We start from the raw sequence: 23,038 nt of genomic DNA, 5'->3' as shown, positions 1-23,038 counted from the left end.
AAACCGAGCCCTATGAATATCGATCAGTTGTTGTATTGGCACCAGGGCTTGTTCCTCCAGCCTCAGCATTTTCAACAGAACGATGCGCGTATCGAGCATCGTCTGACCCGGACCACAGAGTTGAACCATCCGTACCCGTGGGGTTTGATCTCGCTGAAGATCAACGAGCCCGCGCTGGTTGCCAAACAGTGCCTGCTGGAGCAATTGTCGGTGCGCTTTGCCGAAGGCACGCTGGCCGAATATCCGGGCAATGCGATGCTGGAGTCGCGCACCCTTGACCTCGGCGAGTTCAGTGGCGGTCGCACGCTGTTTGCGGGGCTACGCCGCTTGCTGCCGGGGGACGCCAACGCGCAAGTGTTCGAGACGTTGTCTGCCGGGTCCCGGGCGGAAGCGCGCTTTATCGTGGCGGCCGACCCGGAAGTGATCGGTGACCGTCTCGGCGACTCCCCGGAAGCGCGGGTGCGCCCCATGTCCTATGTGTTGCGGCTGTTCTGGGACGATGAGCTGGAGCATCTGAGCGCCTACGAGCTGCTGCCGATTGCACGGCTTGAGCTGGACGGTGATCGCCTCCGGCCGGCCCAACGCTACGTGCCGCCGTCGGTCAATCTGGCGGCATCGCCGATGCTCCTGCAAACCTTGCGCGAAGTCCGCGACGAACTGGTCGGCCGGGCGCGGCAGTTGTCGGTGTACAAGCAGCCGGGGGAGTCGCGGCGGGGCGATCTCGACGCGGCCCAGGTCAACCACCTGATGGCCCTGGCGGTACTGAATCGCTATGGCCCGTTGCTGACGCATTTGCTGGAAACCCCGCAGGTGTCGCCATGGCAGCTTTACGGCACCCTGCGCCAACTTGTTGGTGAGTTGAGTCTGTTTTCCGATGTCTGCGACATGCTCGGCGAAACCCCGGATGGCCGTCTGTTGGTGCCGGCCTACAAGCATGAGGACGCGGGCGCGGCGACGATCGCACTGGTGGCCCTGATCGGCCAGCAGCTCAATGAGATCAGCATCGGCTCAGAGTTGCTGGTCCACCTGCAACTGCAGGACGGGTTTTATCAGGCTCCATTGCCGGACGCGTTTTTCGGCGCGCGGCATCGTTACTATCTGGTGGCGCGCAGTCTGGTCGATCCGGCGTGGCTGGCCGAGTGCCTGCCGTTGGATGGCAAGCTGGGAGCTCTCAGCGTCATGCAAGGCCTGGTCAACCGCGCCTTGCCCGGGGTTGAGTTGATCTATCTGCAGGTTCCGCCCCAGGGCTTGCCGCGGGTGGCCGGCGCGTTGTACTTCCGCCTGGAAACGCTGAGCGAGGGTTGGGAAACGCTGCAGCAGGAGCGTCAGGCGGCGTTCTTCCTGCCCCAGCCGCCGGCTGACCTGAGTATCGACCTGGTGGTGGTTCGCACATGATCAATCCCCGCCTGGCTGACTGCTGGATGTCGAGTTTCGAGGCTGCCAAGCGCGGCTTCATTGATCCGGCACAGTCCTATGAGACGCTTGCGCCGGCGCTCATCGTGCTGCTCGATGGCGCCGCGAATCGGGCCCGCGAGCTGCACTTTGCTGAAGCCGAAGTGCGCGAGGCGCTGTTCGCGGTGGTCGCCTGGATCGACGAAGCGGCCATGTCCGGCGAATGGCCCGGGGCGGCCGAATGGCGGCGGGCGCCGTTGCAGCGCCACTATTTTTCCACCAGTCGGGCCGGTGTCGAATTCTTCCAACGCCTGGAGGCTTTGCCCGAGGCGGCGGTCGGTGCCCGCGAGGTCTTCGGCCTGGCCTTGCTCGGCGGTTTCCAGGGGCGTTACGCGACCCGCCCGGGTGGTGAACTGATGCAATACCGCCGGCTTTGCCTGGAGCGGATCATTCTCGATCGGCAGATGGTGCCGCTGGATGCCAACAGCCATCTCTTCGAACAACCCGAGGACCACCTGCCAACGCGCCTGCGTGTGGTGCGCCGGGGCTTGCCCGGTCTTTCGCTGCTGTTGCTGATCGGGGTGCCGTTGATTCTGTTGACCGTGCTTTACATCAGTTTCGATCTCTCGCTGGGTCGACAAGTCAGCCAATTGCTGGAGATGCGCTGATGTTGAAGAAAGCAGGGGTGTTGTTGCTCTGGGTGTTGCTGCTGGCGTGCATCGTGCTATTGCTCTGGGGCCTGGCGCTCTACAAAAGCTGGCCATTGTGGTACGTGCCGCTGATTTGCATCGTTACGCTGTTGGTGGTTTTTTGCCTGCGCGGGGTAGGGCGACGCTGGTATGCCTGGCGCTTGCGTCGCCGGATGAACAGCGAGTTGCCCCAGAGTCGTCGCGATGAAGCCCCGGCGCTTGATCAGGACTGGAACAGCGGCGTGCAGATGTTGCGCCAGTCGCGCCTGAGTCGATTGGGTTCACCGTTGTATGTGCTGCCCTGGTTCCTGACGCTGGGCGAGAGTGGCAGCGGCACCCGGCGGTTGCTGGGCAACAGCGGGCTGACCTCGGCCTTGCGTTCGACCCGCGGTGGAAAGCCGGCGGCCTCGACCGGCACTCTGGATTGGTGGTTCCTTGAGCGTGGCGTGATCATTGACCCCGCCGGCCGCATGGCAGAGGGCAACAGCGACGCCGGCGCGGAATGGCGACGGTTGCTGTACTGGCTGTTGCGTTCGCGGCGCCGCGAACCCCTCAACGGTGTACTGCTGGTGATCGACTGCCAGCGCTTGTTGAGCGACTCCGATGCGCGCCTGGCCGAGCAGGGACACAATCTGCGCCGCCGCCTGGATGATCTGGTGAAGGTCTTTGGTGCCCGTCTGCCGGTGTATTTCATCATTACCGGTGCCGAAGCCTTGCCGGGTTTCACCCAGTGGGCTTGCGCTCTCACGCCGCCACAACGCGAGCAACCGTTTGGCCTGCTCAGCCAACAGCGCACGGGGGCGGCGCAGGTGTTTCTCGAAGAGATGTTCAGCGGGCTTGGCCAGCGTCTGTTCGACCTGCGCATCGAGTTGGGCGTGCGTGGCCTGCCGGATGAAGAAGCTTTCAGCCTGCCGGAGCGCATCGTTGAACTGCGCTCGCGTCTCCAGCATCTGCTGTTACCCGCGTTTGACGCCAACCCCTACAGCGAGTTGCCGCTGCTCTGCGGGCTGTTCCTGACCGCACAAGGGCAAGAGGCAGACGGCACAAGCGAAGGCTGGTTCAGTCATGAGTTGCTCGGCAGGCTTTTGCCTGCGCAACGCCACGCCTATCAACCCATCGATAGCTGGCATCGCTGGCGCAGGCTGTTGGCCCACGCCGCAGTCATCGGCTGGCTGGGGCTGTGTATCGGCTTTGGCGCCTTGCTGGCGTATGCCGACCACCACACTCAAGCTGTGCTCACCGACGCGCTGGACGAGCCGCCAGCGGCCGAGGACTTCAACGGTGGGCTGGAGAGCGACCTGGATGCGCTGCGTCGGTTTCGCCAAGCGTTGATCAGCTTATCTGACCAGCAGCAGGGCGGATGGCATGGTTTGCTGCCGTTCTCACGCCATATCGAACAGGTCCAGGAGCACTACCGCTCTGACTACGTGAGGTTGTTCGACAGCGAAATACGCACGCCGGTATTCGATGGTTTCATTTCGCAGAACCTGCGCGGCGCGTTGAACAGCGGCGATCCACGGTTGATTGCCGCTTATGCCGAATTCCTCGTGCGCCGGATCAACCTGCTCGATGCCCGCCTGAATAACCAGTCGATGGATAACTTGCCGCTGCCGGGTTCCGAGGTGGGTTTCCTGAACTTGACCTACGGTTCCAAGGAAGCGACCAGCGCCGGGCAACTGGTCACCCTGGGGAGCAGCTATCGCTCCTATCTGGAGTGGCAAACCGATATGGCGCAGATGCAGGGCCAACGCGCCGCCTTGCTGGGCCAACTGGAGAGCATGGGGCTTGAAGGGCGCCCCCTGACGTGGCTGAAAGCCTGGGCGGAACTGCAGGGCAATCTGCAACCGATCCGGCTGACGGAATACTGGAGCGATAGCGATAACCCGGGGTTGAGTCTTTCCGGTGCCTATACGTTGCAAGGGCACAGCGCGATTTTTGCGTTCATGGATGAACTCGGCCTCGCCAGCCGTGACAGCGCGTTGTGGAAGACACAGCGGGTGAAATTCCTCGATCAGTACCAAAGCGATACCCAGGACGCCTGGTATCGGTTTATCCAGGGCAGCCTGCTCAGTGCACAGACACGCTTGAAGACGCGCAGTGACTGGCAATTGGCCCTGAGTGTGGTCGGTACGCCCAATGATCCGTTCCTGAAGCTGTTGCATCGCAGTGCCGAACGGTTTGCCTTGATCCCGCCCGAGCAGCGGGCACCTTGGGCGAGCCGCGCGGTGTCGCTCGATCGTTTGCTTGAACTGGCCAGTAACAACGATCTGCATGCCGAAGCGGGGGCGCTGGGCAGTCTGAAAATCACCAATGCCCTGGGCGGCGATATGCTCAAGGGCGTGGCCAGTGGCGGTTCGATCGAGAGTGGCGTCAACGGCTTGCGCGACGAGTTGACCCAAGCCCGTGCATTGGCCAGGTTCCAGCAGTTGATGAAAGGTGTGGTGGCCGATCTGCAGAAAAGCGATGCGCAAGCGTTCCAGGTGGCCGTGGAGACGTGGGGCTTCGGCGCCGATCCTTCGGTGAAGTCCGCACCGCTCTGGGAAGCCGACAGCGTGCGCAGCGCCTTGATCCAGGCGCTGAAGGGACCGGACCCGCGTGAAGATGCGGTCTGGGCGTTGGCCACCGGCCAGTTGGATTTCTCCTCGCATTACGCCGCCGAAGTGGCGGCCTGCCGCCTGCAAGGCGACTGGAGCGGGCAGTTGCTCAGCTCGATTCAGGGCGTGCAGGACCCGGTCATGCTCAACGAGTTGCTGTACGGCGAGCGCGGTCAACTGCCGGCCTTTATGAGCGGAGCGGTAAAAACCTTCGTGCAACGCGATGTGCTGCGCTACAGCGGACGGGAGGCGCTGGGTGTGCAAATTCCGCTGACCGGTGCGTTCTACGCCTATGTCAGCCGCATGCAGCATGCGCGCAACGATCTGCTCGGTGCCGAGCGACAGAGTCAGGCCCAGCAGGCCACGGAGCAGCAAAGCCGACAGGCACTGGAAGCCGAGCAAAAAGGCCTTGTGGCGCAACGGGCGGAACTCAAGCAGAGCATCGCCATACTGCAGGCCACCGCGGCGGTGGTGGAACTGTCCGCTGCGCCGTCGCAAGTCAACCTCGGTGCCCGTTCGCTGCCCCAGCAGACGCGCCTGACGCTGCAATGCAGTGGCCGTTCGACGGTACTGGACAACTTCAACTTCCCCACCAGCGCTAGCTTCGTCTGGGCGCCGGGGGCCTGTGCCGATGTCGCCCTGGAGATCAGCTTCGCCAACTTCAAGCTGACCCGGCACTGGACCGGAGACCGTGCGTTCGTGGACTTCCTGCGGCTGTTCAACGGTGGGCAACACACCTTCAGCGCCGACGATTTCCCCGGCCAGCGCAATTTGATGGGCAGTGAGAATCTCATCGGCATCCAACTGACGTACCGCCAGGAAGGCGAACAGGTGTTGCTGGACAAGTACGACCAGGCCGACCAAATGCAGCGCCAGGCCAATCTCATCGATGCACGCTTGAGTGCCACCGCCGAACAGTTGGCAGCGATGGATACCCAGGCCGCCGCGACGAATGTGCGGCTGGCTGCCCTCGGTTCACCGGTCGAACAGGGTGTCGCGAGTATTCAACCGCCGACCCAGATTGCCTGGTGCTGGACGCCCCGGCCCGTGGTAACGGGGCTGTCGGCAGGTGAAGGGCTGCGCTTGGATCTTGGCACCTATGGCAACGAGACGCGCTTGAAGAACCTTGAGGAACAGCTGCGTATCCTCGGCTTGACCAGCCGGCGCGAAGCCACGCAGGCGATAACGGGTGACAAGGTGACGCGGTTGCTGGTGGTGGCGCTGCGTGACGACGCGGCTGCGCAACGGGCGATCCGCGATATTGTGCGCAAAATGGGCGTGGCCGCCACGCTCGACAGTGCGGCCGCCAGTAAGGTCGACCTGTAGTGAAGGGTGGGCACGCGTCACTGGCATTGAGTTGGTGCGTGGCCGCCGGGCTTAGCGGCTGGCGCAGCGGAGGAGGGCGCCAGACGACTGCTGTCACCAGGCCCAACGTATTGCCAGGATGGCAGATGCTCGCAATATTTGGTTATGCGCTAGTCTCCAGTCTAATTCTGAACGACACTTTGAAGGTTGCGTTGAGCAGATGGCGAGTTGCCAATGCAGCTTCAAGACAACCAGTCACCGCGCCGGCGGCACCGAAAGGCGGAATATGAAAATAAATTCGGCGGATTTTAGAGTACGGGAAGGCGACAAGGTCAATCTCCACAAGTGGCCGACCAAAGTGGAACCTTTCTACAAGTCAAAGCAACAATATCGCAAACTTCTGAGAGCGCATGTTGCGCAATTGAGCGCGCAGCAACAGCTTCTTTACGCATCCAATCGCTATGCCATTCTGCTGATTTTCCAGGCGATGGATGCGGCAGGAAAAGACGGTGCCATCAAACATGTGATGTCAGGGGTGAATCCGCAAGGTTGCCAAGTATTCAGTTTCAAGCATCCCAGCGCGGCAGAACTGGAGCACGATTTTCTATGGCGAACCACACGCAATCTACCGGAGCGCGGGCGGATTGGCATATTCAATCGGTCGTACTATGAGGAGGTACTGATTGCGCGTGTCCATCCGGAGATTCTCCGAAGCGAGGGCCTCCCGGATGCTCTTGAAAACAAGAGTACTGTCTGGCGGGAGCGATATCGTTCGATCTCCAATTTGGAGCGCCACCTGACAGGTAACGGAACGCGCATCATCAAATTTTTTCTCCATCTGTCGAAAGAAGAGCAACGAAAACGCTTCCTGGATCGCATCGACAAGCCGGAAAAAAACTGGAAATTCAGTGCGGCGGATATCGAGGAACGCAAGTATTGGAAAGACTATATGCAGGCTTACGAAAAATGTCTTAGTGCTACGAGCACGACTGAGACGCCTTGGTATGTTGTGCCTGCCGATGACAAGAAAAATGCCCGACTGATCGTATCTCAGATATTTTCCGATGTGCTGGATGGGCTGAAAATGTCATATCCAAAGACCAGTGAGGAGCGTCATCAAGAACTGCTGAATATTCGCAAGCAGCTTCTAGAAGAATAATCGAGATCAACACGCCGGTGCGGTTGAATACCCATTGCAGCAGTTTTTCGAGCATGCCCAGATCGATCGGGTAGCCCAGCGAGATGCATAACAACAAGAGAGGCTGTGAGTAAGCAGCCCCTATCTGGTGGCGGTTCTTAACAGTGAATTAGGTACTTACTCCTTAGGCTGCGCGAACACCTCGCAGGATGATTTGGTTGTGTCCGAATCCCCTCGAAAAATCATATACCCAAGACCTTGTTGGTGCTGACACCATCGATCAAACGTAGAATTCCGAGCGGGTTGACGTTTTTTAACGCGTCCGGGAGCAGGTTGTCGGGGTAGTTTTGGAAGCAAACTGGTCGCAAGAAACGATTGATCGACAGCGTTCCCACAGACGAGCCTCGGGCATCTGACGTTGCCGGGTAGGGGCCGCCATGAACCATTGCATCGCAGACCTCAACACCCGTTGGGTATCCATTAAGTAACAGGCGACCAGCCTTCAGTTCGAGTAAAGGAATCAACTCGGAAAACGCGGCCAGATCCTCAGGTTCGGCGATCAAGCTCGCGGTCAGTTGTCCCTGCAAGCCTTGCAGCGCTTGCTGCAGTTGTTGCCGGTCGTTTACTGCAACGACGACGACCACCGGGCCAAACACCTCGTGTTGGAGCAGTTCGTCTCTGTTGATCAGTAGTTTGGCATCGGCTTCGAACAACTGTGGATGAGCCTGAGTACCTTCTTGAGGATGCCCTGCTCTATGGTGGATCTGCGGATGATTATGCAGGCGGGTTAAGCCATCGGAGTAATTGTACAGCCCGCCGGCGTTGAGCATCGTGTGTGTAGGTTGAGCGTTGATCTGCTGGGTCAGATCATCGAGGAACGCATCGAACTCGGGAGAGCGTATTCCGATCACCATTCCCGGTTTAGTGCAGAACTGTCCAGCACCTTGAACCACAGATGCGCTGAGTTCAGCCGCAATTTTCGCGCCCCGAGTTTTGAGCGCCTCAGGCAGCACAAATACCGGGTTAACGCTCGACATCTCTGCGAACACTGGAATTGGCTCTGGACGTGCCGCAGCCATGTCACATAATGCCCGGCCACCTTTGAGCGAACCGGTGAAACCGACTGCCTTAATGGCCGGATGTTGCACCAGCCAGGCGCCGACGGTTCCGCCATAAATCATGTTGAAAACACCCGCAGGCATCTCAGTCTGTTCGGCAGCGCGAATGATCGCCAAGGCGACCCATTCGGCTGTTGCCATGTGGCCAGGGTGTGCCTTGAATACGACTGGGCAACCCGCCGCCAGAGCGGCGGCGGTATCGCCACCGGCGGTGGAGAACGCCAAAGGGAAATTACTAGCGCCAAATACAGCGACTGGGCCGATACCTATGTGGTACTGGCGCAAGTCGGGACGTGGCAGAGGCAGGCGATCCGGTAGGGCTCGATCGATTCGTGCACCGTAGAAATCACCGCGTCGCAGCACCTTGGCGAACAGTCTCATCTGGCCACTGGTACGGGCGCGTTCACCTTGAATACGTGCGGCCGGTAATGCCGTTTCTTGGCATACGACCGTGATGAACGCGTCACCCAGGGCGTCAAGTTCATCGGCGATTGCTTCGAGAAACGCGGCGCGCCGGCTTGCAGGCAGCATGCGGTAAGGCTGGTAAGCCGCTGCCGCCGCTAGGGCTGCAGCGTCCACTTCCTCTTGAGTAGCTTCGGCAAAATATCCCGGTAATTGCTCTCCCGTGTTGGCGTCGAAGCTTGACAGGCGAACGTCTCCTAGGGCGCTGCGTGCGCCATTGATAAAATTGTGTCCGGTGTAAGAGTTCATAGGCATTCTCGTTGAGGCTAGCGTGGCTTGAACGCGGCAGAAACCAAGCCACGACTGTGCAGGTTGTCGAGCAGGGCGAGGTAACCCATTTGCCATGCTGGAGCTTGGTCGCTCGTTGTCACCCGGTTCACCAGCGTGCCGAATTTGGCGCTGCTGATGGCAACCATGTCTCCCTCTTTATGGGTAAAGCCTGCGCCGGGCTGATCGCGATCTTGCTTGGGGGCAAACAGGGTGCCCAGAAACAGCACGAAGCCGTCCGGGTATTGATGGTTCTCATTGAGCGTTTGCGCCACCAGATCCTGCGGATCGCGGCTGATCTGATTCATGGAACTGCTGCCATCCATGATGAAACCATCCTCGCCGACAACTCGAAGTGCAACTTCCGCCGCGCGCACGTCCTCGATACCGAAGGTCTCATCGAACAGTCGGATAAATGGCCCAAGCGCGGTCGATGCGTTGTTGTCTTTGGCCTTGGACAAAAGCAGGGCACTCCGCCCTTCGAAGTCACGAAGATTGACGTCATTCCCCAGCGTAGCGCCCTGAATCTTGCCCCTACTGGAAACGGCCAATACCACTTCAGGCTCTGGATTGTTCCAGCTGGACTTGGGGTGAATGCCGATGTCCGAACCATAACCCACCGCTGACAGTGGCTGAGCCTTGGTGAATATCTCTGCATCCGGGCCAATGCCCACTTCTAGGTACTGCGACCACATGCCTTGACTGATCAGCACCTCTTTGAGCGCGGCGGCTTGCGCGGAACCCGGCACAATCTGCCCCAGGTCAGCACCGATGCTGTCTACCAGGGTTGCGCGAATGCTGTCGGCTTTGGCTGGGTCGCCCTTGGCCTGCTCTTCAACCACGCGTTCGAGCATGCTGGTGGCGAAAGTCACGCCAGCGGCCTTGACCGCTTGCAGGTCGATCGGCGCTAGCAACCAGGGTTGTGTTGCGTCGCGTAAGGCCGCATCGCTGTTTTTCAGCAGGTCGTCCAGGCTGATCAACGGCTGCTCCAATGGCAAGCGGCGCAGGTACTGCACGGGGTCATCGAGTTCAAGCAGGGCCGAAACGGTAGCCACCCGGACGCTGATGTCATAGACCTGGCCGTCCTTGAGCAGTACAACGGCAGGCCCTGCCGTGGCGCCAGGAATCCATACGCGACTGATCCAGGTGCCTTGACCGAGGTCTTTAGCCAGCATATTCAAACCCGACAATGTCGTTACAGCGATTATTTGGGACATGGACAACACCCTTTGCAAAAAGAACGAATCAGTGGGAATGACGTGGATCGCCGCTGCGCGCAATGACTCGCAGGTGCAAGGTCGCAGGCTCTAGGCAACCGCCAGTGGAGAGCTGGCCGACCTGTTGTCGATAGAGTTCCTGCCATGGGGTTTGCGAAGCGAGGATGGATGGTTTAAACGCCGCCTGGCGACGTGCCATTTCGCTTTCATCCACCAGTAGATCGACTCGACGAGCATTGAGATCGACGCGAAGCCGATCGTTGGTCTCCAGTAACCCTATTCCGCCGCCGACGGCAGCTTCAGGGGACATGTTGAGAATCGACGGACTTGCCGAGGTACCGCTTTGGCGCCCATCACCCAGGCAAGGAAGGGAATCGATGCCACGTTTGATCAGTGCTGCGGGTGGTGCCATGTTGACCACTTCGGCGCTGCCCGGATAACCCACGGTACCGCAGCCGCGAATGACCAGAATGCAGCGCTCGTCGATGTCCAGTGCGGGGTCATTGATTCGGGCCTGATAGTCCTCAGGGCCTTCGAAAACGATGGCCCTGGCCTCGAAACTGTTTTCCGCGCCAGGTTCTGACAGGTAGGTTTTGCGGAACGCTTCGCCCACCACTGACATCTTCATGATGGCGCTGTCGAAGAAATTACCGCTTAACACGATGAACCCGGCTCGCTGAATCAAGGGGTCTTCATACGTGTGGATCACATCGGTATCGCTGGCCGCCGCAGTGCTAACTATCTCGCCAATGGTCTTGCCTGAGACCGTGTTGCAGTCTTCGTGCAGTCGTCCGGCTTTCTGCAGTTCGTGCATGACTGCCGGTACACCGCCCGCGCGGTGAAATCCTTCGCCAAGGTATTTGCCAGCTGGCATGCAGTTAACCAGCAGCGGAACGTCTTCACCGATACGTTGCCAGTCTTCCAAACTTAAATCGATACCGGTGTGTCGCGCGATTGCGATGAGGTGTGGCGGGCAATTGGTGGAGGCACCCAAAGCTGATGCCACGGCAATGGCATTCTCAAAGGCTTCGCGGGTCATGATCTGGGATGGGCGAATATCCTGACGAACCATGTCGACGATGCGCTTGCCAGTGGCATAGGCCATCTGACCGCGTTCACGATAGGCTGCCGGAATGCTCGCGCAGCCGGGCAGGGACATGCCCAACGCTTCGGCAAGAGCGTTCATCGACAATGCGGTGCCCATGGTGTTGCAGTGACCAATGGAAGGAGAGGCTGCAGTGGTCATTTCCATGAACCCTTCGTAATCGATCTCACCGCTGGCGAGCAAGTTGCGCGCATGCCACAGCACCGTGCCGGAGCCAATCAACTTGCCCTTGTGGTGTCCATCCAGCATCGGCCCCCCAGACAGTACGATGGCCGGAATATCAACTGTCGCCGCCGCCATGAGGCAAGCCGGTGTGGTCTTGTCGCAGCCTGTTGTCAGCACCACACCATCAAGCGGGTATCCGTGAAGAATTTCGACCAGCCCCAGGTAAGCTAGGTTGCGATCCAGCGCGGCAGTGGGACGCCGGGTCTGTTCGGCCATAGGATGCACGGGGAACTCCATGGGAATGCCACCCGCATCGCGAATACCCGCTTTGGTGCGCTGCGAGAGTTCGAGGTGATGACGGTTGCACGGTGCGAGATCGCTACCGGTTTGGGCGATGCCGATGATGGGACGACCCGATTGCAGCTCCTCGCGTGTCATGCCGTAGTTCATGAAGCGTTCGACGTAAAGCGCGGTCATGTCTGCATGACTTGGATCGTCAAACCATTGTTGACTTCGCAGGGGCAGAGGAGTGTTTTCAGGCATGGGTTTTATCTCTTGTTAGAGGCATATCGACGGAAAGTGAACTACCGCAGGTGGCGACAAGAATGGGGATTGCTCAGCATCCGTCGGCGTTCGAATGGCTTGATGTTACCGGTAACATTTTATTTGTAAAGACCCAATGTCGATGTTTGAACGGGCTCGGGTCACCCCTGCAAGGAGCAGAGGTCGGCCTGTCAACGCCCATGTATAATCAGCGACCATCAGTGTTTTCGGCGTCGATTTTTATAAACCGCCCGGTCATTTTCAGGAAAACAGGACGTCCATGAGTTACGAGGATTCAGGCAAAATCACCACGCCGCCGCGAATGGCCGACGTCGCCAAATTGGCCGGTGTTTCAAAGATGACGGTTTCCCGGGTCTTGGCCGGTCGGGATGTGTCAGAGCGAACGCAAAAGCTTGTTCTCGCGGCGATTGAAAGCCTGGGATACCTGCCTGATGCCTCTGCCGGAACCCTGTCGACCGGACGTTCGGAATTTATCGTGGCTTTGGTGCCGTCATTGGCGAGCTCGAACTTTGCCGATACCGTGCGCGGCCTGAATGATGCTGTCAGTGAACATGGCCTATGCCTGCTGTTGGGTGACACGGACTACCACTTGGAGCAGGAGGCGTTGCTGGTACGCACGCTGCTGCGTCATCGGCCGGTAGGGGTGATGTTGACGGGCAGCGCACATTTGGACGAAACCCGTAAGCTACTGCGCCAAGCGCAAGTTCCCGTTGTTGAGACTTGGGATATTCCAACCGATCCTATTGAGCAATCAGTTGGATTTTGTAACGTGTCGGCCGCTGCCGCGTTGTACGAGCACTTGCATCAGCAAGGCTATCGGCGAATCGGCTACATCGGGGGGGCGTCAGTTCTCGACCACCGCGGCCAGCAACGGCAGCAGGGATATCTTCAGGCCGTCGCAGCGTTGGGGGCAGGGGAGCCAAGGGTAATGGAATATGGCGAGTCACCCATCACAATGAGTCATGGCGGAGAGTCCGTGAAGCGACTGCTGAAAAAATGGCCGGATACGGAAGCAGTGATGTGCGTGAGTGACCTGTCGGCGTTCGGGGCAATCATGGAGTGCCATCGACAGGGTCGACGTGTCCCCGAGGACATTGCTATCGCAGGCTTCGGAGACTTCGAAGTGTCACGGTATTGCACTCCGACCATTACCACCGTCGCGGTGGATCCGTATGGAATTGGCTGGCGCGCGGGCCAATTGCTTGTCGCCAGCGCCGCTGCGCAGCGCCTTGGACTACCACGTCCGCGGGAACGTGACGTCGTCGAATTCAAAATCCTGGCGCGTGAAAGCACCTAAAAATTATTAATCGAGCCTGCTTGCTTTGCTCTGAAACTAATTGCTAAATTAAAAATGTTACCGGTAACACGCCAACTTGCAGTTTCCTTTTATCCGTAGGATTGCCCCAGGTCAGTCCGAGGAGCTCAAGGTCGCAAGCCAAAACAAAAACAATCGGCATGACAACATGCCTTGAGGTCAACACATGGAATCAGTATCTCAGCGTCCTCTCGCAGGAGAGGGCTCGGCGGAGCTTACCTCTGAGGATCGTACCTACCGAAAGGTCATCTTGCGTATTCTGCCGATCCTGCTGTTTTGCTACATGGCGGCGTACCTGGATCGGGTCAATATCGGCTTTGCCAAGCTGGATATGCTCAACGATCTGCAATTCAGCAATACCGTCTACGCGCTCGGTGCAAGCATCTTCTTCTGGGGCTATTTCCTCTTCGAAGTGCCTAGCAACCTGTTCCTTCATCGCTTTGGCGCGCGCCTCTGGATCGCTCGAATCATGATTACTTGGAGCATTGTCTCCATGGCTGTGGCGTTTACCGTGCCGCTAGCCCGGTTCTTCCACATCGAATCGGAAACCATGTTCTACGTGCTGCGATTCCTGCTGGGGATATGCGAAGCCGGCTTTTTCCCAGGCGTGATTCTCTACCTCAACTACTGGTTTCCCACCCATCGGCAGAGCCGAGTAATGGCGGGCTTTCTGATGGCCATGCCGATCAGCCTGACCTTGGGCGGGATTCTGTCCGGCTGGTTGATGGGTGCGATGCAGGGAGTGCATGCCATGGCTGGCTGGCAGTGGATGTTGATCATTGAGGGTATTCCGTCGTTGATCATGGCGGTGGTAGTGGTGACCTTGCTGGTCGATAAAATCGACAACGCCAAATGGCTGACCGCTGCAGAAAAAAACATGCTCAAAAATAACCTCGACCGGGATAACACGAAAAAGGCGTCGAGCCTTCGAGATGTGATCTTCAATGGGCGAGTGTGGTTGTTGGTACTGATACTGCTGACCTTCAACACCGGTTTTTACGGTCTGGCGTTCTGGATGCCCACTATCATCAAGGCCACGGGCGTTTCCAATACGCTGCACATTGGTTTGCTGACGGCGATTCCCTACGCGACCGCCATTGTGGCCATGACACTCAACGCCTGGCATTCCAACAAAACCGGCGAGCGCCGACTGCATGCGGCTATACCAGCATTCATTGGTGGGATCGGGTTGATTTGCAGCGCGATCTTTGCCCATAACCTGCCGGTGTCGATTTTCTTCCTCAGCGTGTCCGCCTCAGGTTTGCTGAGCCTGATGCCGATTTTCTGGACACTGCCAGGCACGGTATTGTCCGGTGTGGCGGCAGCGGCGGGTATTGGCATGATCAACGCAATTGGCAATCTCTCGGGATTTACCGGTTCCATGATTACTGCCATGGCAGAGACATTGACAGGAGACATGAATAACGGCACCTATGTCCTCGGCGGTTGCTTGTTCGTTAGCTGCGTGCTGATTCTGCTGATCCCGAAGTCGATGCTCTCCACAGAAAAAGCGTGACTTATCCGGCTAATAGCCGGATATGCCTCATCCTGCCGACGACCTTGGGTCGCCGGCAGGATGGGAAATCTCTTGGGCTGTAGCGCGTACGAATATAAATTTTCTGGGACGCCGCGCTTCTGCTGTTCGTTTTACTCAGCTCATTTTTTTCTGGTGTTCAGGAGTGTGCGGTACCTGATGAGAGATACCAGTCAGCATAGGGTGTATTGGCGACCTGGCATCTATTGAAGGATTGAAGGCGCTTGTCTCATTCATGCTGGACCGACTCAGCTCACCCCGGGGTGATTGAACCCGCCTGCTCTTGATACCCTTTGCGCAGTTTCTCCGCGATTAGCTTTTCCGCCTCACGCAAAGCGCGTTCGGGACTGTCGAGGGACTTGATCAGGGTTTGGCCCTTGGTGCCGATACGGCCGAAATTCACCACCACCTCAGCCTCGGTGACGCCGATACGCCAGAACTTGTTGGAATTGCCTTCACCAAAGGTGAACTCGCGCATCAAGGGTGTCGCTTCAGTGGTGACTGGCGGCTGGGCTTGGATCTCGCTGGTTTCCTCTGGCTGTTCCGGTTCTGGAAGTGCAGCGGCTTCCTCGCCCCTTAGTAACGCTTCGATGCGATTGAGCACCTCTTCTTGGTCGCGCAGCCAGTCATTACTGAGCACGTCGATGATCTTCCAACCGAAGCTGCGCAGTACCGTCGGGCGGAAAATGTAGCGCTCACGTACGTCAGCGGCGGCCGCCGTATTACCGTCCAGCAGTACGCCGAGGCTGAAGTGTTCACCACTGGCGTCACTGATCGCGAGGTCGCAGCGGAACTGCGAACGTCCGACATATTCCTGAACCGAATGCCCGCGTTTGCGCAACGCGGCAGCGAGGGCGCCGCGCAGGTGGTCCTTGGGCAGGCTGACGGCAAAGGACTGCTTGGCGCCTGGATTGAGGTTGGCGAGGATACCCTGGGAGCGCGACGCATCCCCGCTGGCACTGGCCTGGGCGAACTGCAGGAATGCACGCAGTGCGGCGGCACCATCGTTGTGGGTATTGGTGATGGCTTCGGACTCAATGCTGGAGACAATCGCCATGCGCTTGCGGGCGCGACTGAAGATCACATTAAGGCGTTTTTCCCCACCACGCTGGTTGATCGGGCCGAAGTTCATCAGCATCTTGCCGTTCGGTCCTGGCGCGTAGCAGATGCTCAGGATGATCACATCACGCTCATCCCCCTGGACGTTCTCCAGGTTCTTGACGAACAGGCCATTGAATTGCCCAGCATCTTCACGCACATACTCGCGCTCAAGTCGTGTGGCAAAGGCCGAGTCGCCGCTGGCCAAGTCTTCCAGGGCCTGCTCGATGGCGCCTTGCTGGGCCTCGGAAAAGGCCACGACACCCAGGCTCAGACCAGTCTCCCGTTGCAGCAGCTCCCGTACCAGGTTGGCGATATACCGCGCTTCGGCCAGGTTGCTGCGGCTGAGGTAGACACCGTCGCTCATCTTCAAGAAGCTGATCGGGCTGTCGAGCAGCGTGTCGGCGCCCCGGATGACAGCCTGGGCGTCCATGGAGTCCAGTGCGGTTTGGGCCGGGGCAGGGCGCTCGATACGACGGTCGGGAATGGTGATCAGCCGCCCTTCGTAGAACGCCGCGTTGGAAAAACTGATCAAGGCTTCGTGGCGACTGCGGTAGTGCCAGGCCAGGAGGGTTGCCGGCAAGTTTCGCGCGGCTTGGCTCAGCAGGCTGTCGGCATCAAGGTTGATTGCGATCTGTTCGCCATCCTCCATGGCAATCAGTTCGTTATCGTCCTGGTCGCCGGCACTGGAGAAGAAGTTGGTCGGTGGCAATTGCATCTCATCACCGACCACAATCACCTGCTGCGCACGGCTCAGTGCAGGCACGGCTTCTTCACTGGGGATCTGACTGGCTTCGTCGAAAATCACCACGTCAAACAGGTCCGGTGTTAAAGGCAGCGTGTCGGACACCGACAGCGGGCTCATCAACCAAATGGGCTTGAGGTCGTTGATCACGCGGCCACTGTCGCCACTCGCCATTTCGCGAATGGAGCGATAGCGCATGGTCTTGCCCAGCTCGTGTTCCAGTTCACGGCGGCCTTTGGCGTAGGCTTTCTTGAACTCGCGGGCCTGGGCGTCGAGTTGAGTCACCGACATCGCCGATTGCTTCACATGCTCCAGAAAACGCTGGTGCAACGTGGCGCTAAGCACGTTGGCATTGCTTTTGAGCAGGTTGCATTCAGCCTGGCTGATCTGGCGCGCGGCCAAACTCAAGGCCGGGCCGTCGAAGCGCGCCAGCTGCGGATTGGCGCGGTACAGGCGGGTCAGGTTTTCCTGGGCAATCAAACCGTCCAGCGCGCGTTGCGCCAAGGCGTACTGTTGCACGACCGCCAGGCAGACAGGATCGGCTTGGTGCAGCTCATTGAGCAGGGGCAGGGTGTCGGGCAGTTCGTCGAGTTCTTCACGCAGATCGCGCAGGTACTCGGCCAACTCGCCCAGGCTCAGCGCCGGGTCGAACACACAATGTTGCGCGACCAGCTCGGCCAAGCGCGCCACCGGCTGGCGCAGGCTGGCTTCCTGGCGTACACCGGGCAGGGCGTCCGGATTACCCCGCAGGCCCTCAACCCATTGGCGCAACAGCGGTGATGCGCTCAGTTGCTGGAGCAAAACTTGCAGGTTATGCACGAACAGGTCGATATCCGGGATGCCATAACGGTCTTGCAAGTGTTGCTGCTCGGCGTGCAGCTCGGCAGTGGCGCGATGCTCGCCGGCCAGGTTGTCTAGCACGCTCCGGAAACTGGGTCGAATCGCGTGCTGACTGAAGTCGTAGCGTCGTTGTAATTCACCGCGCAGCCGCCACCAGGCGGGTTGCAGCCAACGCAGCAGCGAGCCTTCCAGCCGCTGAACCAGATCAATGGCAGCCTGGGTGTCCTGGGGCGCGAGTTTTTCACGCCAGTGGTGGGTGGATTCACGGGCGTTGTGTTGCTGTACGGCTAGTGCTTGCAACGCCGCCTGCTCGGCGTGCAGCGCTTGGGCGCCTGATGAGCCCGGTTCCAGCAGGTTGAGGTGCGCTGCCAGGTTGGCGCTGGTCAATTGTTCGGCGGCCTGGGTCAGGACGCACGCATCCGCCAGGCGGGTGTCCCCGGACAACAGGCTCGACGATGACTCCAGGAATTGCTCGACGCTGTCCATCAGCCCACTGGCTTCATCCAGGAACGCCTTGAGTTGGCCATACGCATGTTCGTGGGTAATCAGGCTTGAGGCCAAATGGCTGAAAGGATGATGTGCGAAGCTGTCGAGGCCGAAACGTTCTTTGATCGCCTGATACACGCGACCGTTCAGTTCGCTTTGTGCCTGCCAATAACGCCATTCGGGTAAACGTTCCAAGGCTTCGGGGGGCAGCTTGGCAGCAACGGGCGGCAGTTCGATCAGATGACGTACCAACTCGCGTACCGAGCATGCCAAGGACTCCGGCACCCCACGCATTGCCTGTTCAAAACGCTCTATCAAGCCCAGCTGTTGGCTAAGGCCAGCCAGTAAGGTGTCACGCCGGGCTTGCAACTGCGACGACTGCGCATCACCGGCGATCCAACGCTCATAGCACTCGCGCAGGTTGCCCACAAAGGCCTTCTTGTCTGTCTGGGAGTCATGGATCAGGCAGCACAACTCACCCAGTTCACTTTGTTGCAGGCGATGGAACACCACGTCCAGCGCTGCACGTTTTTCACAGACAAACAGCACTCGCAGGCCGCGACCGGCGTAGTCCGCGATCAGGTTAGTGATGGTCTGGGATTTGCCGGTGCCTGGTGGTCCCTGAATGATGAAGTTACGCCCGGTACGGGCCAGACTGACGGCAGCATTCTGCGTGGCGTCGCCCGCCACCACGTTCCACTGCTCCGGCAACGGGGTCGGGTCGGGGGCCTGGACCTCAACGTCCCGAGGCTCGATGGAGAACATCCGGTCAAACGCTTCATTCTGCGCCGGTTCGTCGATCAACTGTGCATAGTCACGCACCAGCGACATCTTGCGATAATTGAAGTTGGCCAGGGTCACCTGGGTCAGGTCTATGTCCCAGGCGTAGCGATGCCCCTGGTTCTCGGGCATGGCGAAGGTGCTGTTTTCGGCGCTGCTGGCAACCATCTGAGGGTGTTGGTTGCGCAGAACGGGTTTGGCGCCTACGGCCAGGCGCAGCGGCAACTCGCTGGGCAGCACCTTCTGCTGGAACAACTGCAGGCCCAGCGGACGGAAATCTTCGCGGTCGTAGCTGAAATCCGGCTTCACCAAAGGCGTCGACATGCGCTGGCGGGCACGACGGCGCTGGAAGTGGTGCAGATGCTGCACGGCTTTTTGGTGGATCAGTTCGATTTGCGGTTTGCTTTGCAGGCGTAACTCGACGCCGGGCTCGGTCAGTTTGATCTGGCGCGCAATATCGGCGTGGATGTCTTCCAGCGAAGTCTTTTGTAGGTCGACGGTTTCCGGCAACTGGATGTCGTAGAGCTGACGCAATTGATGACGCAGTACCGGGTTGAATTCGGCCTCGCTTTCGTCGCACTGCAACACGAACTGGTCACGTACCCCTTTTTTGCGACTCAATTCTACCGGCAACCACAGCAGCGGGGTGACGATGCGTTCTTCCGGCGTGTCCTTGAGGTTGTGCCAGCGCATGAACGCCACCACCAGGCGAAGGTTACTGAAGCCGAATTCGGCGCGGTCGCGGCGGGTTTCTTGGATGATGCGCTCCAGCGACGCCTGCAGCCAGGTCTGGTCTTCGAACCGTAGCCATTGCTGCAGGCCGACAGGTTTACCGCTCAGCACTTGTTCGGAGAATCCGCCGAAGGTGGGCTGCCAGGTGCATAGCGCTTCGGGCCGGATACTTTCAATGCGCATCACCAACGGAACGCTGGCCACGGTCAAGTTGATGTTGGCTTGGGTCGGCCGGAAATACAGCAGTCGATTGCGACGCGAAAGGTCAAACAACCGGTTGCGCAGATGTTCCAGCACCACAGTGCGCCGCGAAGCCGGGCCTTCGGCCTGGGCCAACACACGCTCGACATCCAGGCTGGCCGGCTGTTCGCGCCAGGAATTCAAGCGGCGTGCCAGCGAGCCCACATCAGTGGCGCGCTCATGGCGGTTGAGCTCAGTCATCTCGACGATCAGGTTGGCCAGCACGGGGCTGAGCCGGCCATTGAGCTGGAACAGATTGCGACGATGCCGGACAAACGTCTTGAGGTCATTGATATCGGCGAAATCCAGCCCGCACGCCAGGCACGCCAGCAACTGGCCGAGCTGGAATATGTCCGTGATCTCATCGTGGTGCCCGAGGCGATGCTCCCAACTGTGCAGGTCCGGGAGGAACACCGGGTGGTCGATGGTTTGATGCAGATCTTCCTGGACTTGCAGGTCGGTAATGGTCACGCCGCTTTCCGAATCCCGAATCAGGCGGACTTTGCCGACGACGTTAAGCGCCGATTCCGGATTGGGCTGCACCTGCTTGATCGCTTCCAGCGCCAGTCGCGGAGGGACACCCTCGGGATTGCGCAGTTGCAGCGTGCGTTCCGGCCCCTGTATCACATCGAGATAACTGAGCTGGGCGACACGTCCCAGTTCATGCAGTTGCGCCACTTGGCGTAGCAGCGGTAGCACCAGGAACAACACATCGTCGATGGGCAAGGCAGCGCCATCGTGGCTATTCAGTAATTGAGTGAATGTGACGGGTTGGATTACTGGGTCCATGTGTCGACCTCCGCGTTGAGCATACGAATGATCGGGTGGAGCTCACGTTTTGGTAATTTGATATCGCGCTTGAGCACGTTGATAAAGTCATCGGTGCTGCCGAGTTTCTTGGCGGTGCGTGCCGCGTGCAGCAAGGCATCATCCCGCAGGTCGCGGTCCACCAGGCTCAGGTCAAGCATGATGAAGTGCAGGTATTCATGGATGCTTGTGTCGATACGCTCGGCATTCAGCGTCGCTAGGTCGAGTGGCGTTTCGTTGTCTCTCCAGTCGGGAAAGAAACCGCGCACCTGGTTGAGCACAACCTCCGATTGCAACACGGACGTGCCGATGAAATGGGCAATAAAGCTGCGGGTGAGGGCGGTCAACTCGACCTGATCGGTCACGTCCAGGCGATTGAGCGACAACGGCCCGCGCAACCGGCGATCCAGCCAGGTATCCGTATCCGGGAGTCGCTGCCACCAGCTGTCCACCGCTTGGGAGCGTAGAAACGTCTCCGGATGGGAAATCGCCTGGGATAACTGTGCATCCTTGCCATCCAGCTCGCGGGCCTGCTTCAAGTAGCTGGTGGCATCAACGCTGACAATCCCGGTGTGAATCTTGACCAGCGATGTAATCGACGCTTCTGGACCATTGGCAACCAGGGCGGCACCGCGGTCGGCATAGATTTCAGTGTACAGGCTATATAGACGTGCGGTCTGTTCCAGGCTGGCCGGCGTATTCACATCGGCCATGGCATGATTGAGAATCCGCTCGGCGGTGAGAAAGTCGCCACTGTGCTCCGACCATAAGCGGTAATGAGCCAACTCATGCCCGAGCAACGCCAGCAACTCCTGGGCATCCAGGCGCTCAAGAATCGGTCCGTAAAGCACCACATGCACTTCACCGGCCAGGTAATACAGACTCGCATTCATCGCACCGTCGCCAGCCTGGTAAAGGGTTGCGGGTGCCTTGATCTGCAAGCACTGCAACGCCTTTTCACAGGCTTGATAGGCCTGCGGATGGGTCTCGGGGCTCAGGCGATAGGTGTCACGCAGCAATTGCGCGCGCACATCCTGGGCATGCTCCTGCTGAACGCCCAAGGACGAGGCCCATTCCCACACGACAGGTTCATGGGCTTTCAGGTAGTCGACCACACGCTGGTGGTAAGGCAGTGGCGTCAGGCTGCTGATGTCCAGCGCGGGGGTACTCATTGTGTTCAAACGTCCTTGAGAGAATACGGCTCCATATCCTGCGGTTGTGCAGCAGAGACTTGGGTTGGCATGCCGGTATCAGTGATCGGTAATAAACGCGGAGCATACCTATGGGGAAGGGAAAATACTTGTGAAAGTGCATGTGTCCGTTCGGAACATGGCATCTTATTAAGTGGGCGATGTCAGATGTTCATAAGCAGATCAGCAGCCCACTCAGCGGGACATGGAAGGCCATTGCATGGGATCTGGGTAGATGCTGGGAGCTATCAAAAGTCGTCTACATGATGTAGTCGGTATCCGGTGGCGCGATAAAGAAAAAATCGCCGTCATAGGGCAAGAAATTCAGGCCGTCGGCCAGAATGCTTCGATTCGGTGCGATGTCGGACGGACCGGGCAGGTTCACCGGCAGCAGCAGGTTTATGCAGCGGGCAGGCATATGGGTGTGCTGAGCCACGCCACTGCTCATGGTTTCGCGGAACAATCGCACGCCCTGCAGTTGCACATCCTGCAGATAGCCATGGAAAGCACCGGGCGTCAGCTTGTCGTAGTGCTGAGACCAGTGCCGCAAAGAGGCGGCGTGCTCGATGATTTGGTCGAAGTGTTGAGTTTGACTGTGCATGCTGAATCGCCCCTGAAGCTTGCCCCTCTGCATGCAGCAAGAATTACGCCTTTTTATTCTCCAGCAGCAATCCGGAAGCCAATGCCAGGAAGCTTTCGGCGACATGCTCGGACGCCGTTTGCGAATCCTCGGCATTGGCAATCCACAAGGAAGCGCCGAGCAGGGCGCCCATGATCAAACGTGCCGTCGCTTCGGTGTTGACCGCGTGGATCGTGCCTTCGTCGATCAGTTTCTGGATGCTGCGCTGAGTGCTGCGGATGCAGGCATTCTGGCTCGGCCATTGCGAGGGATCACCCAGTACCGACGGGCCATCGAGGAACACAATGCGCTGGATCTCAGGCTCCAGGGACATCTTGATGTAAGCAATGGATTCATCGATGAAGCCATCCCAGGTCGTGCTGGCTTCCGCGATGATCACCGACAGACGCGCCATCATCTCTTCATCGATCTGGGCGATGACCGCCTGAAGCAAACCCTTCTTGTCACCGAAGTGATGGTAAAGCGCGCCGCGGGTCAGCCCGGCTTTAGCAGTCAAATCATCCATCGAACTGTCCGCATAGCCCTTCGCAGCGAATGCGTCCCGCGCCGCCTTGATCAGCTTGCCGCGGGTCTCCGTAATCATGTCCGCACGCTTCTGCGCCATCGGTCCTTTTT

At 58.9% G+C, this 23,038-nt stretch carries 13 protein-coding genes; 6 read left to right on the top strand and 7 right to left on the bottom strand.

Features of this window, described 5'->3' with window-relative positions; translation table 11 throughout:
* Positions 1-12 precede the first annotated feature (12 nt).
* From tssK to AC07W0_RS04545, 4 genes are all read left to right on the top strand, one after another.
* Positions 13-1,395 carry a type VI secretion system baseplate subunit TssK gene (gene tssK, locus AC07W0_RS04560; RefSeq protein WP_102617109.1) on the top strand — a complete coding sequence of 461 codons (1,383 nt, stop codon included), beginning with the start codon at positions 13-15 and terminating at the stop codon, positions 1,393-1,395.
* On the top strand, positions 1,392-2,060 hold the full coding sequence (locus AC07W0_RS04555) for a DotU family type IV/VI secretion system protein (protein ID WP_017849111.1): 669 nt from the start codon (positions 1,392-1,394) through the stop codon (positions 2,058-2,060). The genes tssK and AC07W0_RS04555 overlap by 4 nt, the downstream gene beginning before the upstream one ends.
* Positions 2,060-6,001 carry a type VI secretion protein IcmF/TssM N-terminal domain-containing protein gene (locus AC07W0_RS04550; RefSeq protein WP_102617108.1) on the top strand — a complete coding sequence of 1,314 codons (3,942 nt, stop codon included), beginning with the start codon at positions 2,060-2,062 and terminating at the stop codon, positions 5,999-6,001. The genes AC07W0_RS04555 and AC07W0_RS04550 overlap by 1 nt, the downstream gene beginning before the upstream one ends.
* 265 nt (positions 6,002-6,266) lie before the next feature.
* Complete coding sequence (locus tag AC07W0_RS04545; protein ID WP_102617107.1) at positions 6,267-7,139, top strand: ADP-polyphosphate phosphotransferase; 873 nt, start codon at positions 6,267-6,269, stop codon at positions 7,137-7,139.
* 221 nt (positions 7,140-7,360) lie between these two features.
* On the opposite strand, the gene AC07W0_RS04540 is transcribed toward AC07W0_RS04545, so the two are convergent.
* The 3 genes from AC07W0_RS04540 to AC07W0_RS04530 form a co-directional block, all read right to left on the bottom strand.
* Entirely contained in the window at positions 7,361-8,947 is a 1,587-nt protein-coding gene (locus AC07W0_RS04540) for an aldehyde dehydrogenase (NADP(+)) (RefSeq protein ID WP_102617106.1), read from the bottom strand.
* A 17-nt stretch (positions 8,948-8,964) separates the two neighbouring features.
* A complete protein-coding gene (locus tag AC07W0_RS04535) occupies positions 8,965-10,140 on the bottom strand; it encodes a fumarylacetoacetate hydrolase family protein (RefSeq protein ID WP_017849115.1) in 1,176 nt (391 codons plus the stop codon).
* 70 nt (positions 10,141-10,210) lie between these two features.
* Positions 10,211-11,995, bottom strand: coding sequence for an IlvD/Edd family dehydratase (locus tag AC07W0_RS04530; protein ID WP_102617104.1), 1,785 nt, complete (start codon positions 11,993-11,995; stop codon positions 10,211-10,213).
* A gap of 280 nt (positions 11,996-12,275) precedes the next feature.
* Between AC07W0_RS04530 and AC07W0_RS04525 the strand changes: the two genes are divergently transcribed.
* Together AC07W0_RS04525 and AC07W0_RS04520 are read left to right on the top strand one after the other, a co-directional pair.
* Positions 12,276-13,313, top strand: coding sequence for a LacI family DNA-binding transcriptional regulator (locus AC07W0_RS04525; protein ID WP_102617103.1), 1,038 nt, complete (start codon positions 12,276-12,278; stop codon positions 13,311-13,313).
* A 184-nt stretch (positions 13,314-13,497) separates the two neighbouring features.
* Positions 13,498-14,847, top strand: coding sequence for an MFS transporter (locus AC07W0_RS04520; RefSeq protein WP_026140305.1), 1,350 nt, complete (start codon positions 13,498-13,500; stop codon positions 14,845-14,847).
* 271 nt (positions 14,848-15,118) lie between these two features.
* Here AC07W0_RS04520 and AC07W0_RS04515 read toward each other — a convergent pair whose 3' ends face one another.
* From AC07W0_RS04515 to AC07W0_RS04500, 4 genes are all read right to left on the bottom strand, one after another.
* Complete coding sequence (locus AC07W0_RS04515) at positions 15,119-20,575, bottom strand: WGR domain-containing protein (RefSeq protein WP_102617102.1); 5,457 nt, start codon at positions 20,573-20,575, stop codon at positions 15,119-15,121.
* Positions 20,563-21,765, bottom strand: a complete 1,203-nt coding sequence (locus tag AC07W0_RS04510) for a M48 family metalloprotease (protein ID WP_102617101.1) — start codon at positions 21,763-21,765, stop codon at positions 20,563-20,565. Before AC07W0_RS04510 ends, AC07W0_RS04515 begins: the two co-directional genes overlap by 13 nt.
* Before the next feature lie 277 nt (positions 21,766-22,042).
* Positions 22,043-22,384: a hypothetical protein gene (locus AC07W0_RS04505; RefSeq protein WP_102617100.1), complete on the bottom strand. Its 342-nt coding sequence runs from the start codon at positions 22,382-22,384 to the stop codon at positions 22,043-22,045.
* 43 nt (positions 22,385-22,427) lie between these two features.
* The gene (locus AC07W0_RS04500) at positions 22,428-23,027 is read right to left on the bottom strand and encodes a TetR/AcrR family transcriptional regulator (protein ID WP_102617099.1); all 600 of its coding nucleotides are present in this window, start codon (positions 23,025-23,027) and stop codon (positions 22,428-22,430) included.
* Between the last annotated feature and the right edge of the window lie 11 nt (positions 23,028-23,038).

This window comes from Pseudomonas sp. GW704-F2, from assembly GCF_059423025.1.
Note: the sequence above shows the minus strand (reverse complement) of the source record. Positions and strands in the feature narration are given on the sequence as shown.